This window comes from Methanobacteriaceae archaeon, assembly GCA_030656015.1.
In the GTDB taxonomy this organism is placed as follows: Archaea; Methanobacteriota; Methanobacteria; order Methanobacteriales; family Methanobacteriaceae; genus UBA349.
In genome coordinates this window covers 360,233-375,423 of record JAUSNX010000014.1, presented here as the reverse complement: position 1 = coordinate 375,423, position 15,191 = coordinate 360,233, and the positions used below count along the sequence as shown (strand labels likewise).

The window sequence follows — 15,191 nt, the reverse complement described above, 5'->3', positions numbered from 1 at the left end:
ACTACACGCGCGGAATAAAACAAACAATCACAGAAAACAACCTAATATGCATATCACACAACATAAAAAGAATATTCAACCAAAAAAAACCACACAAAACAACACCAACATAAAAACAAACATCTACTCAACCAAAAAAAATTATGAGTCAGCCTCATTATAAAATAAAAAAAATTGAATAAAGGATGTAAATCAGATAAAGTGAATCTGATTTAAAATTATTTAGAAATTTATTCTCTCAGACAACATTAAAGGCAGGGGCAGAGCCCTAAATGGCATTTCATTAGTTTCTTCTTTAACTAATTTTACCAGATCTTCTCTAGTCATAGCCTGTTTTTCCTGGGTTTCACGAATGTTAATGGTTAATTCTTCACTTTCCAGTTCATTATCACCAATAACAGTCACATAAGGCACCCAATCAGTGGCAGCATTTCTGATTTTCTTACCTACCCTTTCAGGTCGGTCATCCACATCTACCCGAACATTTTGATCCTTTAATTCTCGAGCTAGTTCTAGAGCATAATCCATATGTCGCTCTGCAATAGGCAGTATTCTCACCTGAGTAGGGGAAAGCCAAACGGGTAACATTGGAGGCTTTTCATCCATTTCAACGGCTGTTTTTTCCAGTAAACTGCAAATTACACGTTCTATACTTCCAGTAGGACTACAATGAAGGATTATTGGGTAATCTTCTTGCTCATTCTCTTCTAAGAAGGTTATATCAAATCTTTCTCCACTTTCAACATCAATCTGTACAGTTGGATTCTCTATAGGCCTTCCCAGATAATCAATAGCAGCAAAGTCCATTTTAGAAATCCAGTAGTTTTTTCTCTCTGGTAAAATTTCTAGAAGCACTGGTTTTCCAATTTTTTGAGCAGAAGCATGCATCCAATCTTTGTGCTCATCATAAAAGTCCTGAGTGGCCCGGAATATAACTTCGTAATTAACATTGAAGTCTTCCCCAGTTTGCATACAGATACCTATCTGTCGGTCGAATTCCACCAGTGATTGGCCTAAATCCCGGCACACCGTATGTAAATCCGGCATAGTGAATCCACGCAGCCTTTTGAGTCCCACGACTTCCCCTTTTTTCTCCATGCGGAAACTGTAAGTAGAAAGTTCATAAATTCGGGCAGGTAAGTTCTTCCAGGTCAGGAAAGAATCAGATAATACTCTAAAAGCACCGAAACAGCAGGCGTATCTGAGCATAAGTTCTTTTTTCTTATGGCCCAGTCGGTACTGCCTTTCTCCAAATTTCTCGGCATGTACTCGAATAGCATCATCAGCCAGATCATACATGATTGGAGTTTCCACGGGCATGGCTCCCTCTTTGGTTACAAGCAAATAAACATAATCTGCCAGCAGATCTCTTATTAATCGGCCTTTAGGATACCATCTAAGGTGTCCTACATCAGCAGAAGGTTCGTAATCTGCTAAACCCTTTTCTTTCATTAATTTAACGTGAGGTGGTTCTTCACCAGATGATTCTGATTTTCCTAGTTCGTATTTGGTCAGTTGCTCCAGGTCCTTGTTGTGGAAGTCGAATTCTTCCGGAGCAATAAGATGGCCTTTATCCAGGATATACCATTTGGATTCTTCTCCTTTTTCCTTCTCTTTTTCCTCGGTTTTTTGAGAAGTTATGGTACGGGAAAGTTCAGATAATGGGTGTCCTTTGCAGGATACTTCAAAGGATTTGTACCATCCAAAGGGAACTCTGGCCACTTTTATATCCAGTTCTGCCAGTTCAGATTCTATTTCAATCAAAATCTTTTTAGCTGCATCAGGAGAACTTAATGAAGAACTTAGGTGAGCATAGGGGTAAACTACCACATTTTCAGCCCCTACTTTAGAGAAAACATCCGCTATTTCTTTTACAGCGTTTTCTACTACACCATTAATATCTGATTCATCTTCTTTTTCTACAGCAGTGAAAGCTACCAGAGAATTTTCAAATGATCCTTTTTTCTTTTCATCGTCTATTTTTTCAGCTATTTTCGTTTTAGACTTGGTTTGATACTTTAAATAATCAGAATGAATTAAAAGTACGCGCATTTAATCACCTTCTCCTATGAAAAGGAGTATAATTTCTTCTAGAATTAATATAAAAATATTATATAATTATCTATAAATAAAATCTGCAATATTATTATATAAGATTATCCTCAAGAAACGATTTTCCATTATTCATTATATTATTTTTATAATTCTATTAATAGTGAAATATTTGTTTATTTTTATTAATTAATTAATTAAGAGATGTGGCCTGAAGATTAAAAGATATACATCAAATTAATCTTTAACACTATTTTTTTTAGATTTTTCGGGTCTTTTAGGCATATCCCCTTCCCACATATTCTCAAATACATTGGCATAGTTTTGAGCGATTTCCGGATACTGATTCCAGACACCGATGGCACTTTGGGCCACGGCCTTCTTCTCTTCTCCTGAAAATTTGGAAAATATGAGCATCATTTCTTTACCGTCCCTCACAATCATTTTAACAAAGGGTATCTGGTAAATTCTAACTTCAGCCTTTATTCCCTTCAATTCCTTGGATAGATGGATTTTTTTATCATCAATAACAGTAAAGGGGGCGGCCATTATTTTAGTTTTTACTCCCCTGCGTGCGGCCTGATTAATTTTTTCTTTAAGATTCTCTGCCTCTTCTTTGAACATGAACCCGGCCCGTATATTAATGCTTTCCTTGGCCCGAGTTATAATTTCCATTTCTTTGCGAATAATTTTTTCAGGACCGTGAATAAGCCATATGGGTGCTGGTAATTTGGAAATTTGGCTTTCATATGTACTGGTGAGATCCAATTCAGCTTCTTCCAGATCCTCCAGTAATTTCTGCTTATTCCTATAAAAAACTTCAGCGGGGGAAACCACTGTATATTTTAATGGTCTGCCTCTTTCAATTTCCACAAATCCTTTACGGGCCATATTCTTCAGTATGTCATATACCCGAGATCTAGGGACTTTGGAGGCCATACTAATTTCAGTGGCTGTGCCTGATATCATGGAGGTCAAAGCCAGATAAGTAGTGGCCTCATAATCAGTTAATCCCATTGTTTTCAATGAATTCCATGTTTTTTGGTCGATAGGCATCCTTATTAGCTCCTAATTAAAGCTGAATTAATTTAAAATTAATCCCATATATCCGATTATGATAGTAATTATGTTATTTTCAAATTAAATGAAAATAAAATATTTTATAATTTATTATAATGATAATTTTCTCTTATGATTAAAATTATACGATTCAATTAATATTTTTAGGAAATTTTATTGAAAATAATGAAATAAATTTGTTTCATTTTATACTCCCTTAGTGACAAAAACTATTTATACTTTACTGATAGGTTTTAATATAGGGAAAAAATCTGGAGATTAAAAAATGAATTACAGATGTATAATTTGCGCATATATATACGATCCCAAAAATGGAGACCCTGAAAATGGTATAGAGCCTGGAACCTCTTTTGAAGACCTTCCTGATGACTGGGTCTGCCCTCTGTGTTTTGTGGGGAAAGAACAGTTCGAGGCCATATAATCCAACTACCATGTCAAAATTAAGACGTCAAAATTAAGACATTATAGAGGAGATAAAATGGGATTTATAGATTCAATTCGTGGAATTAATAAAAATCAAAATCTTACCGTCGAAGGAGGAGATAAAGTGGAGAAAAAAGATTCATTAGATATGTTTTGTTACCAGTGCTCCCAAACTGCAAAGGGAACTGGGTGTACTATTAGGGGAGTATGTGGAAAAGAACCAACCGTGGCCAGATTACAGGACAACCTACTGTTTGCCATTAAAGGAATAAGTGCTTACCTTTATCATGCTCGGGAATTAGGTTACACAGATGATGAAGTTGATGCATTTCTAGAAAGAGGATTTTACTCTACCTTGACCAATGTAAACTTTGATGCAGGTAAATTTGTAGAACTAGCTTTAGAAGCAGGTAATATGAATATTAAAACCATGCAACTTCTAAAAAAGGCCCATATAGACAATTATGGTGAACCTGTGCCTACGGAAGTACCTGTTGGTGCAGTGAAAGGCCCTGGAATTGTAGCCACCGGACACAGCTTAAAAGCTTTAGAAGAACTCTTAAAACAAACCGAAGGGAAAGGAATCAATGTTTACACTCACTCAGAATTGCTCCCTGCTCATGGATACCCTGGTCTTAAAAAATACAAGCATTTGGTGGGACAATTAGGAGGCCCATGGTTTGATCAAAGAGATACCTTCTCCAAATACCCAGTAGCCATTGTAGGAACTTCTAACTGTGTTCTAATTCCAAAAGACGAATACAAAGAAAGAATGTACACTGTGGGTGTAGCCGAACTTCCAGGAGTACAACACATTGAAGATTACGACTTCACTCCCGCAATTGAAAAGGCCTTAGAATTAGGTGATCTAGAAGAAGAAGTAAAAGAAACCACTTTAACCACTGGATTCGGAGCTTCAACTATCCTCTCACTAGCTCCTAAAATTAAAGAACTTGTAGAAGCTGGAAAAATCAAACAATTCATATTAGTAGGTGGATGTGACTCTCCATTAATCCAGGCCAAGTACTATACTGAATTTGTGAAAAATTTACCAGACACTACAGTGGTTTTAACCTTAGCTTGTGGTAAATACCGATTCAATGCTATGGATCTAGGAGATATTGAAGGCGTACCAAGACTAATAGACATAGGGCAATGTAATGATGCTATTGTTGCCGTGGATGTTGCTGTAGCTTTAACCGAATTATTCGGCGTAGGACTGAATGAACTACCATTAACCATTGTCCTAAGCTGGATGGAACAAAAAGCAGCCGCTATCCTCTGGAGTTTACTGGCCCTAGATCTTAAAGGAATGTACATTGGACCAATTTTACCAGGCTGGGCCAATGATGATATCCTGAATGTCTTAGTAGAAAACTATGACCTTAAACCAATCGGTGATGCAGAAGAAGATATTAAAAAAATTATGGGACTTTAATTAATTCCCAATTATAAGGTCCTCCCCATGTATTTTAGGGCCTTATTTTTTTATTTTTAAGGAGACCGTAAATGAAAATTACTAAGGTTAATGAAGTAAATATCTCTAAAACTCCACATAAAGTAGATGTGCGTAAATTATATGATACTGAAAATGCAGTAGCAGTTCATATAACTTTAAAACCTGGTGAATCTCTTAAAAGACATATAACACCAGTTGATGTGTTTTTTTATGTTTTAGGAGGCACAGGTGTCGTGGAAATTGGGGAAGAAAAAGAAGAAGTAGAAAAAGATTCTTTAATTGAAAGCCCCGCCAATATAGTGCATTGCTGGTATAATGAGAGCCATCAGGATCTTCATTTCCTGGTTATAAAAGTTCCTCGGCCTACTAAAGATACCCGAATTATTTAAAATAAAAAAATGTCTTTATCTATTATAAAAAATATTATGATTTAATGTTATATCTAAATGGTGATTAAATGCAGGAAGACCTAAAATCAATACCACTGGCCATAGATGATTTAATAGACTATCAAGAAGGATCGGTAGTGAGTAAAGAAATAGTGAGAAAAGAGACGGGCACCGTGACTATATTTGCCTTTGATAAGGGAGAAGGCCTAAGTGAACACAGTGCTCCTTTTGATGCTATGGTGCAGATAGTTGATGGAACGGCACTGATAACCATTGGGGGAGAAGAAAATACTGTCAAAAAAGGGGAAATGATTATAATGCCCGCCAATGTTCCCCATGCTCTGCATGCTGTAGAGAAGTATAAAATGATTTTAACTATGATAAAATCCCAATAATATTTCTTTCTTTAATTCTAAGCCAGAAAAAAATAACTTATAAAAATAATTCTAATTTTAAATCTTAACTAAACTGATTTTAATCTTTTTTTGTAAATTTAAATGAAAAATACTGCTAGAAGGCCTGCCAAAATAATAATAGCAAATAAAACTCCTAAGTTTTTCCCGAAATTTCTAGTTCCTAAAAATAGAGCAATACCAAACTTAACTAGGGTATTGGATATACTGGCCAAAGTTATAGCCGTGACCGCCGTAGTAGAAGATAAAACATTATCCTGAGCCAGAAGGGCCATGCTTATAGTAATGGCATCCACATCAGCCACCCCGGAAATTATACTTGCTAAATAAACTCCTCTGCTCCCTAAATAAATGTTGGCCAATTTACTTATAAACAAAATCAATATGAATAATGCTCCGAAAATCAGGGCCGGTTTTAGGGAAAATGGATTTTTTAGCGTAATCTCTGAATCCATCTCTTTAATCGCTGAGCTTTTCCATACTGCAATTCCCAATAAAATTCCTAAAACTCCCATTACTACCATAGGCGCTGCTAAAAGCGGTGCCAGAGAAGGATTTATAACCAGAACCTCGAAAAATATCCTTAAAAACATCATGGAACTGGCCACCACCGCAGCAAAAACAGCTGCTTTCATTAGAGCATCTGATTCCTTTACTCTAGCCGCCATAGCAGTGACAACTGCAGTACTAGAAACTAATCCTCCCACAACTCCAGTCAAGCCCAGACCGCGTTCAGGACCTACAATTTTCATCAAAATATAACCAGCATAACTTATTCCCGAAATAAAGACTACCATGAGCCATATCTGATAAGGATTAAACACCTCCCAGGGCCCCATGGTCTGGTTAGGTAAAAGAGGCAAAATAACAAAGGCAATAATCAAGAATTTTAAGGTATCTGTCATCTCTTTTTGGCTGATTTTTTGAGCTATTTTGTGTAAACCTGGTTTTAAAGCCAGTAAAGTAGTTATTATAATGGCTAGAATAGGTGCCAGCTTGTATCCATCATCCCAGTAGCACATTAATCCCAGAGAAAAGGTTAAAAGAGCAGTTACTTCTGTAGTAAGACCTAAATCCCCATTATCTTGAGTGCTGACCCAGTAACTAAGTCCTACCAAAAATGAAAGTCCTGCGAATGCTATTAAATAGAAATAAGTAAATATCTCCGATAGATAGGCCGATAATATACCTAAAAGGGCTATAAAGATGAAAGTTCTTATTCCTGCAAATTCGGTTTCCTTACTTTTTCGTTCCCTTTCTATACCAACCAGTGCACCAATGGCCAGGGCAATAATAAACTTCAGAATCAGTAAAGTATCCATGTTTAATTATATAAGTTTCAAACATAAAATAATATTCACATTAAAATTTTACTAAATCTAAATATATTTTACTAATCTAATTTTTTACATTTCAAATAACTATTAAATCAAAGAAATTAATTAAAAAAATAAAAATTATGGTGGTTTCATGAGAAGTGATAACATAAAAAAAGGCATACAAAGAGCCCCTCACCGGTCTCTACTCCGGGCCTGCGGCGTGACTGATGATGACTTTGAAAAACCATTTATAGGTATCGCCAATAGCTACACCGACATAGTACCTGGCCATATTCACCTAAGAGAGTTAGCAGATACTGTTAAAGTTGGAATAGGTCAAGCTGGCGGAGTACCATTTGAATTTAATACCATGGCCATTTGTGATGGAATTGCCATGAATCATGACGGAATGCGTTACTCACTGGCATCAAGGGAAATAATCGCAGATACTGTGGAGAGCATGGCTCAAGCCCACAGCTTAGATGGGCTGGTTTTAATGCCTACTTGCGATAAAGTAGTTCCTGGTATGCTCATGGCCGCTGCAAGGCTAGATATACCTTGTATTGTAGTTACTGGAGGACCTATGATGCCTGGAAAATTCCAAGGCAAATCTGTAGACCTCATAAATGTCTATGAAGGAGTAGGGGCTGTCACTTCTGGTAAAATGACTGAAGAAGAACTGGGTGAGTTAGAAAGATGCGCCTGTCCTGGAGCAGGATCCTGTGCTGGTTTATTCACTGCCAACACCATGGCCTGTCTCACTGAAGCTCTAGGTATGAGTTTACCCGGATGCGCTACAGCTCATGCTGTTGATTCTAAAAAAATGCGTATTGCACGATTATCTGGTGCCCGCATAGTAGAAATGGTTAAAGAACAACTATTACCTTCTCAAATAATGACTCAAGACGCATTTAGAACATCAGTAGCCGTTGATTTAGCATTAGGTGGTTCCAGTAATACTACCCTACACATTCCAGCCATTGCTAGCGAACTGGAAGATAAAGGAGTTAAAGTTGATCTGGAGCTTTTTGATAAAATGAGTAAGGAAATTCCTCACATTGCATCCATATCCCCTGCAGGAGAACACATGATGCTGGACCTGGACCGGGCCGGAGGAATTCCAGCTGTTTTAAAAACTCTGGCAAGTAAGATAAACACTCAAAATCCAACATGCACCGGCCTTTCTATAGAAGAAAATCTGAAAGGGGTGGAAGTGCGTGATGAAACAGTTATCCGGTCTCTTGAAAATCCAGTGCATAGTGAAGGAGGAATAGCTGTTCTTAAGGGCAATCTTGCACCTAATGGTTCAGTTATCAAGCAAGGTGCCGTTGATGAGAATATGATGGCCCATACTGGACCTGCTAGAGTATTTAACAGCGAAGATGAGAGTGTAGAGGCCATATTTAACCATCAGATAAAAGAAGGAGACATTATTGTCATTCGATATGAAGGCCCTAAAGGCGGTCCAGGTATGAGAGAAATGTTAAATCCAACATCCGCCATTGTGGGGATGGGAATAAAATCTGTGGCCCTTATAACAGATGGAAGGTTCTCTGGAGGAACTAGAGGTCCGTGCATTGGCCATGTATCTCCCGAAGCCATGTCAGATGGACCCATAGCCGCCATTCATGACGGAGACATTATAAAAATCGACATTCCTCAGCGAATTCTAGAAGTAGAACTTTCTGATAAAGAAATTCAAGAAAGAATTGCTTCTACAGTTAAACCTGAGCGTAAACTTAAAGGATGGCTCGCCAGATATCAAAAACTGGCCAGTTCCGCGGATAAAGGTGGAATTTTAAGGTAATATTGACTAAAAGTCTAAAAAAATATGGCAAATTAAATTGGGCATAAGTATAATAACAATTTGAATTCAAATGATAAAAATAAAGAATATTCATTTGAATAAAGTAATTTGATAAAATATTATTGAATAATATTTTTAACCCAATTTAGAAATTAATAAGTAAAATTTAAATAAATCACAGGGAAATTAGGTGTTTGAATGGATGATAATAATCAAATCAAAGAAATTGCAATTTATATCGCAATTATTATCATTGGAGTAATAGCAGCCCAGCATATGAATGTTGTGGTATCTGGAAGTATGGAACCTGTTTTTTACAGAGGCGACATAGTTCTAGTAGAAAAAGCAAATTTTTTGGGAATCCATGAGTTTAACCCGGAAGATGTTAAAAAAGGAGATATTGTAATTTACAATGCCAATTGGTTCCCTGATCCCGTCATTCACAGGGTTGTTGCCACTGGAACCGCTAAAAACGGTACAAAATATTACATTATCAAAGGAGATAATAATCCCGTGCCTGATCCCGCAGTAGTTTATCCCTCGCAAATAACAGCTAGAGTAATAACTATAGGAACTCAACCGCTTTTTATTCCTAGAATTGGGTATATAACTCTATGGATTCGGGGATTATAATTAAGTTAAAGAATTAAGGATAATTCCTTAATCAATTTTTATTTATTTTTTATATTACTTTAAATAATTAAAAATATTTTGATATTCATAATTAATAATCAGTTAATTATTTTTTATATAATTAGAAATTAAATTAAATGTTAATTTTATTAATAAAAGAAATTAAATCATAGAAATGATTTATTAATTAAAAACAAATTTCAACTTATAATCAATTGATTTATTCTAATTAATCCATATTATTATAAACTTAACAGGTGTATTCATGTTTACATTAATTGAAGAAGAAGCATTAAATTCATTAAAAACAGCTTTAAATAAGCTTGATTATCCAATTCCTGATGAAATAAAACTGGAAATACCTCCCAATCCCAAAATGGGTGATTTGGCCACTACAATTTCCTTCCAGCTGGCCAAGGAACTGAAAAAATCCCCTATGGAAATAACTGAAAAGCTATTAAATGTCCTGGAAACTCCAGAAACATTCCTCAAAGTAGAATCCAAAGGCCCTTACATAAATTTCTATGTTAATTATCAGGACTTTTCTAAAATAGTTTTAAAAGGAATTGATAAAAATTATGGCCAGTTACCATCATTATCCGAAAAAGTGGTTCTGGAACATACATCCGCCAATCCTAATGGGCCTTTGCACATTGGCCACATTAGAAATGCTATTATTGGTGATTCTTTGGCCAGAGTTTTAAAATCCGCCGGTTATGAGGTGGAAACCCAGTACTATGTCAATGACATGGGCCGGCAAATTGCCATGGTAGTGTGGGGAATCTTAAATCTTGGGAAAAAGCTGGAAGAATATGGAGAAGGTGAAAAAAAGGATCACCAAATTGGTAAACTCTACTTCCAAGTCAATGAAAAATTAAAAGAAGAACCGGAATTAAGAGAAGAAATTAATGAACTGATTAGGCGTTATGAGTCCGGGAAAGACAAAGAACTTAATGCCACATTTAAACTTGCCGTAGATAGCTGTCTACAAGGTATGGAAATCACCATGACCCGGCTGCATGTACACCACGACGATTTTTTATGGGAAGGGAAATTCGTGAGAAACAATGCCGTGTGGGATGTGGTGGAACGGCTTAAAGAAAGTGGCCGCACCAAAACCAATGAAGTTCTCTACCTAGATTTAGAAGAATTCGGGATTGAAAAAGAACTAATACTTACCAGGTCAGATGGAACATCCCTTTATTCCACCAGAGACTTGGCCTATCACCTTGAAAAATCTGAAAAGGGAGATGTGGTACTGGATATTTTAGGGTCAGACCATAAACTGGCCATTGACCAGATAAGAATTGCCATGGGACTTTTAGGTGGAAAATCTCCAGAAGTGATTTTTTATGAATTCATAACCCTTCCTGAAGGTTCCATGTCCACTCGAAGAGGAGTATTTATTTCTGTAGATGATTTAATGGATGAAGCCATTGATAGGGCCATGAAGGAAATTAAATCCCGAAGATCTGATTTATCTGAAGAAGAATCTCAGAAAATCGCCAGAGAAATTGGTATTGGGGCCATAAGATATTACATTGCTCGTTTATCCCCAGAAAAGCACATTGTATTTAAGTGGGATGAAGCTTTGAGCTTTGAGAGGGGTTGTGCTTCTATTCAGTACGCCCATGCTCGGGCAGGTAAATTACTAGAAAAATCAGGTTTATTAATTGATGGTCAACTGAAAGAACTTGAATTAGAAGAAAAATGGGTACTGAATGATGTAGAAATCGACTTAATTCGTACTCTTTCCAAGTTCCCTAATATGGTGGAGGAGTCGGCCCGAATTAGAAGAGTACATAATCTGGCCCAGTATGCCCAGGACCTGGCCAGTGCATTTAATAAATTCTACAAGGCCACTCCTGTGATTGGATCTGATTATGAAAAGGCCCGTTTGATCCTGGTAGATCGTAGTAAGACCACTATTCATAACTGTCTGGAATTGTTGGGAGTCAGTGCTCCAGAGAGCATGTAACTGTGTTTAAAAAAAATAAAAAATTTATATAAACACTGCAACAGGAATTATTTGCATAGCAGGATACTCAACTTTAGTAAAAATTTCAGGGAGCTTAAATCCTTCATTATTAAGTCCACTTAATGGTTCTATGAAGCCTTCAATTATTTGTTCATTGGATCCTAAAATAGAACCTTGAAGAAGATCTATGGATTCTCCATCAGATATTTTTCTAACTATTTTACCAACCATTTTGAATTCACCAAAAGGTAGTTCTGCACCAGCTCGATCTCTAATATACTCATCAAAAAGATAACTAACAACTTTATAATCAGATAACCCTTTTAATTCAATTACATATTTCTGAAAGTCATTACCCTCTAAATCATCCACTAGTTCTTGAATCATATCTTTCATTGTACCCATCATGTGAAGTTGAGGGTTGTCTAAAGGATCTTCTAACACAGCAGATTCTGCTTTTGGTGAATCTAGGTTACTAATTTTTAATATCATATTTAAAAGGCCTGAAATTGTTTTTAAAGAATTAGTGAATGGGTTTGGAATAAATTTTCCTTGTATTTCCACAAAATCAGATTCCACCACATTATCCCAAGAACTTTCATCATTAATTTTTTTTATTGTACCGTCATTCCGAAGATTATTTAGAAGACGATTCATCAAAGAGCCATAGGTATGGTATCTTTCACCAGAACTAGTGTTTTGGATTCCACCCTCAGAGGCACTATTTCCTGAAACACCTAAATCTATTTTAAAAAAGCTTAACATGTCTTTTATACCAAAACCTGCCTTTCCTTCAATTTTTGTAGTTGTAGAGGTAGTGTTACTAGTTGATCTTGTTTCTACGGCTGTAAAACCATCTTCAATAGATGCTAAAAGATCTATTAAAGTATTAGTGTCTAAATATATTGGAATTCCAATTTCTACCATCATTTTCACCTACTAATAAATTAAATATTCAAATTAATATAATTTATTATTAAATGATGAAAATAATGTATAAAATAAAAAGAAAAATTAAAATTTAATCTTTCATCAAACTGTACATAACGGCCTTCTGAGCATGGAGCCTGTTCTCGGCCTGGTCCCATACCACAGATTGAGGCCCGTCAATAACCCCTGCCGTGGTTTCCTGACCCCGAATGGCCGGTAAACAATGCATAAATATAGCACCTTCATTGGCCCGGCTCATTAATTCTTCATTAACCTGGAATGGCATAAAATCATTAATCCTTTGTTCTTGTTCTTTTTCATCACCCATACTGACCCACACATCAGTATAAAGAATATCCGCATTCTTTACTGCTTTTTTAATATCATAAATGATCTCTAAAACAGCCCCAGATTCTTTAGCCAGCCCCTGTGCTTTTTCAAATATTTCTGCATCTGGTTCATATCCTTCAGGACAGGCCACCGTCATGTTTAGTCCTAAAATAGCAGAAATCAGAAGTAAAGAATTGCAGACATTGTTTCCATCCCCTACAAAAACTAATTTTCCTTCAAAACTACCCCTGTGTTCTTTTATAGTCTGCATATCTGCCAAAACCTGGCAAGGATGTTCTAAATCAGTCAAACCGTTTATTACTGGAACCGATGCATTCTCTGATAATTCCACTACATCTTCGTGTTTAAGTGCCCTGATCATTATTCCGTCCACATAGCGACTCATAGCCCTAGCAGTATCAGATATAGGCTCCCCACGCCCTATTTGAAGGTCATTAGTAGATAAATATAAAGCATGACCTCCTAATTGGGCCATTCCCACTTCAAAAGATACTCGTGTTCTGGTGGATGATTTTTGGAATATCATAGCTAGGGTTTTATCTTTAAGAGGTTTATCATCAGATTTACCTTTTTTAAACCACGCAGCCAAATCCAATAATTGAACAACCTGGTCTTGAGCATCACAAACTGATAAAAGATGTTTCATTGTAATTCATCTCCAAATAAATGTAAAGATATGTCATAATTCTTAATAGAGAATATAATATGTATTATCAAGCTTAAAAATCTATTTAAATTTCTTAGGTAATTCATTATGAAATATATAAATATGAAATATAAAATTTGCAGGGATAATTCTTAAATGTTTCTCAAAAATATTTAAAATTAGTTTCATATTATTCTTAATTTCAAAAAATTAGAAAAAAATGAGTAATAGTGTGTTTTTATTATCCCCTTATTTTCTTCATGTGGTCAATTCTCTTTTGAATAAGTTCTTTGGTTCCCACATCTTTACGGTGATATAAATCTCCCTTGACAAACTGAGTGGCCTCTTCACATATCATCTCAGCTTCCTCAATGCTTTCCCCAGTAGCTACCAATCCCAGGGCCCTAGATGCTGAGGTATATACTACATCTTCCTTCTGATTAACTGCTGCGTAGTAAACCCTACCTCCTAAATCAGATATAGACTTCTCATCAACCATAATAGCTTGATTAGCGAATTTAGTTTCCGGATAACCATCCGGGACAATATACTTACAAACTGTGGCCTTGTTCTCAAATTCAGCCTTTTTAAGATTTCCATCCACAATACTCTGGCAGATATCAACCATACTTGATTTTAAAAGAGGAAGGACATTCATGGCCTCTGGATCTCCGAATCGAGCATTATATTCCACCAATCTGGGGCCTTCTTCACATAGCATGAATTGGCCATAGAGAACTCCTTTATAAGGCCCAGCTTCCTTTTTTATGGCATTGATAGTATCTTGCATTATTTTTACAGCATCATCATAATTTTTTTGATCCATGAAAGGAAGTAATCCATTTTTATCAGAATAAGAACCCATTCCACCAGTAATAGGGCCTTCATCTCCTTCAAAAGCATAAGGATGGTCCTGAGCCGCAGGCATGGGGGCCAAGTGATCCCCGTCAGAGAAGGCTTGTACTGTAAATTCTTCCCCCACCAGTTTTTCTTCTATTACTACTCGAGGATGGCCTCCCATTTTAGTTTCCATTATGTGACGAGCATATTCCTTAGCATCATTGTTATCTTCCAGATGATCTCCTACAATTTTTACTCCCTTACCCCCTGTGAGTCCCACTGGCTTTATGACTACATCTTTATCAAATTCATTCAAGAAGTCACTAATGTCTTTATAATTGTCAAAAACCCGGTAGACCAGAGACCCATCAATTTTATATTTTTCAAAAAGATTTCGCATAAATGATTTATCAGTTTCTATCCTAGCAGCACTTTTATTTGGCCCTACACAACTTATACCTTCTTCTTCCAGTACATCCACTATTCCTTTCTCCAGTGGTGATTCCGGACCAATAAAAGCCATGTCCACTTTCTTGTCTAAAGCAAATTTTTTGACTGTTTCCAGATCTCCTTCGCTGGCCACTTTGAAATCAGATATTCGCGCTATTCCAGGGTTCTGGTTGCTCATTATAGAATAAAGTTCTGCTTCTCCTTTTAAAGCTTCACAAATAGCGTGTTCCCTTGCCCCATTTCCTACAACTAAAATTTTCATTTAAAAATCCTCCAAAATATGTAAAATAATCAATAAACTCTTTTAATCATCCCAATAGATTAATTAGACTGATATTATTAATTTGAAATTATTATAAAATTATTATACTCGCTTTTATTATTGGTTAGTGTATTGATGATTGTATTTGTTGTTTTTATA

Annotated in this window: 13 protein-coding genes; 7 read left to right on the top strand and 6 right to left on the bottom strand. The window is 36.1% G+C overall.

The genetic code is table 11. From position 1 onward, the window contains the following. Positions 1-222 precede the first annotated feature (222 nt). Together Q7I96_11625 and Q7I96_11620 are read right to left on the bottom strand one after the other, a co-directional pair. Complete coding sequence (locus Q7I96_11625) at positions 223-2,052, bottom strand: threonine--tRNA ligase (protein ID MDO9628251.1); 1,830 nt, start codon at positions 2,050-2,052, stop codon at positions 223-225. Between the two features lie 237 nt (positions 2,053-2,289). Beyond that, positions 2,290-3,108, bottom strand: coding sequence for a helix-turn-helix domain-containing protein (locus tag Q7I96_11620; GenBank protein ID MDO9628250.1), 819 nt, complete (start codon positions 3,106-3,108; stop codon positions 2,290-2,292). Positions 3,109-3,397: 289 nt separating this feature from the next. Between Q7I96_11620 and Q7I96_11615 the strand changes: the two genes are divergently transcribed. The 4 genes from Q7I96_11615 to Q7I96_11600 all read left to right on the top strand — a co-directional run bounded on the left by Q7I96_11615 (position 3,398) and on the right by Q7I96_11600 (position 5,798). Then, a complete protein-coding gene (locus Q7I96_11615; GenBank protein MDO9628249.1) occupies positions 3,398-3,553 on the top strand; it encodes a rubredoxin in 156 nt (51 codons plus the stop codon). Between the two features lie 150 nt (positions 3,554-3,703). Then, the gene (hcp, locus tag Q7I96_11610; GenBank protein MDO9628248.1) at positions 3,704-4,993 is read left to right on the top strand and encodes a hydroxylamine reductase; all 1,290 of its coding nucleotides are present in this window, start codon (positions 3,704-3,706) and stop codon (positions 4,991-4,993) included. Positions 4,994-5,064: 71 nt separating this feature from the next. Next, positions 5,065-5,403, top strand: coding sequence for a cupin domain-containing protein (locus Q7I96_11605; protein ID MDO9628247.1), 339 nt, complete (start codon positions 5,065-5,067; stop codon positions 5,401-5,403). Between the two features lie 68 nt (positions 5,404-5,471). After that, on the top strand, positions 5,472-5,798 hold the full coding sequence (locus tag Q7I96_11600) for a cupin domain-containing protein (protein ID MDO9628246.1): 327 nt from the start codon (positions 5,472-5,474) through the stop codon (positions 5,796-5,798). A 98-nt stretch (positions 5,799-5,896) separates the two neighbouring features. Here the strand turns inward: Q7I96_11600 and Q7I96_11595 are convergent, their stop codons facing one another. Then, positions 5,897-7,138, bottom strand: coding sequence for an MgtC/SapB family protein (locus Q7I96_11595; protein ID MDO9628245.1), 1,242 nt, complete (start codon positions 7,136-7,138; stop codon positions 5,897-5,899). A 148-nt stretch (positions 7,139-7,286) separates the two neighbouring features. On the opposite strand from Q7I96_11595, the gene ilvD reads away from it, so the two are divergent. From ilvD to argS, 3 genes are all read left to right on the top strand, one after another. After that, positions 7,287-8,942, top strand: coding sequence for a dihydroxy-acid dehydratase (gene ilvD, locus Q7I96_11590; protein MDO9628244.1), 1,656 nt, complete (start codon positions 7,287-7,289; stop codon positions 8,940-8,942). A 198-nt stretch (positions 8,943-9,140) separates the two neighbouring features. Then, entirely contained in the window at positions 9,141-9,575 is a 435-nt protein-coding gene (locus Q7I96_11585; protein ID MDO9628243.1) for a signal peptidase I, read from the top strand. A gap of 265 nt (positions 9,576-9,840) precedes the next feature. Beyond that, the gene (gene argS, locus Q7I96_11580; protein MDO9628242.1) at positions 9,841-11,553 is read left to right on the top strand and encodes an arginine--tRNA ligase; all 1,713 of its coding nucleotides are present in this window, start codon (positions 9,841-9,843) and stop codon (positions 11,551-11,553) included. 24 nt (positions 11,554-11,577) lie between these two features. On the opposite strand, the gene Q7I96_11575 is transcribed toward argS, so the two are convergent. The 3 genes from Q7I96_11575 to purD all read right to left on the bottom strand — a co-directional run bounded on the left by Q7I96_11575 (position 11,578) and on the right by purD (position 15,032). Beyond that, the gene (locus Q7I96_11575; protein ID MDO9628241.1) at positions 11,578-12,480 is read right to left on the bottom strand and encodes a hypothetical protein; all 903 of its coding nucleotides are present in this window, start codon (positions 12,478-12,480) and stop codon (positions 11,578-11,580) included. 94 nt (positions 12,481-12,574) lie between these two features. After that, positions 12,575-13,480 (bottom strand): ornithine carbamoyltransferase, encoded by a 906-nt coding sequence (argF, locus tag Q7I96_11570; GenBank protein MDO9628240.1) that lies wholly within the window; start codon positions 13,478-13,480, stop codon positions 12,575-12,577. Between the two features lie 241 nt (positions 13,481-13,721). Beyond that, positions 13,722-15,032 (bottom strand): phosphoribosylamine--glycine ligase, encoded by a 1,311-nt coding sequence (purD, locus tag Q7I96_11565; GenBank protein MDO9628239.1) that lies wholly within the window; start codon positions 15,030-15,032, stop codon positions 13,722-13,724. Between the last annotated feature and the right edge of the window lie 159 nt (positions 15,033-15,191).

Bases quoted from the DNA above. Each gene is read 5' to 3' on its own strand.
- Q7I96_11625 (MDO9628251.1), bottom strand. From the start codon at position 2,052: ATGCGCGTACTTTTAATTCATTCTGATTATTTAAAGTATCAAACCAAG.
- Q7I96_11620 (MDO9628250.1), bottom strand. From the start codon at position 3,108: ATGCCTATCGACCAAAAAACATGGAATTCATTGAAAACAATGGGATTA.
- Q7I96_11615 (MDO9628249.1), top strand. From the start codon at position 3,398: ATGAATTACAGATGTATAATTTGCGCATATATATACGATCCCAAAAAT.
- hcp (MDO9628248.1), top strand. From the start codon at position 3,704: ATGTTTTGTTACCAGTGCTCCCAAACTGCAAAGGGAACTGGGTGTACT.
- Q7I96_11605 (MDO9628247.1), top strand. From the start codon at position 5,065: ATGAAAATTACTAAGGTTAATGAAGTAAATATCTCTAAAACTCCACAT.
- Q7I96_11600 (MDO9628246.1), top strand. From the start codon at position 5,472: ATGCAGGAAGACCTAAAATCAATACCACTGGCCATAGATGATTTAATA.
- Q7I96_11595 (MDO9628245.1), bottom strand. From the start codon at position 7,138: ATGGATACTTTACTGATTCTGAAGTTTATTATTGCCCTGGCCATTGGT.
- ilvD (MDO9628244.1), top strand. From the start codon at position 7,287: ATGAGAAGTGATAACATAAAAAAAGGCATACAAAGAGCCCCTCACCGG.
- Q7I96_11585 (MDO9628243.1), top strand. From the start codon at position 9,141: ATGGATGATAATAATCAAATCAAAGAAATTGCAATTTATATCGCAATT.
- argS (MDO9628242.1), top strand. From the start codon at position 9,841: ATGTTTACATTAATTGAAGAAGAAGCATTAAATTCATTAAAAACAGCT.
- Q7I96_11575 (MDO9628241.1), bottom strand. From the start codon at position 12,480: ATGGTAGAAATTGGAATTCCAATATATTTAGACACTAATACTTTAATA.
- argF (MDO9628240.1), bottom strand. From the start codon at position 13,480: ATGAAACATCTTTTATCAGTTTGTGATGCTCAAGACCAGGTTGTTCAA.
- purD (MDO9628239.1), bottom strand. From the start codon at position 15,032: ATGAAAATTTTAGTTGTAGGAAATGGGGCAAGGGAACACGCTATTTGT.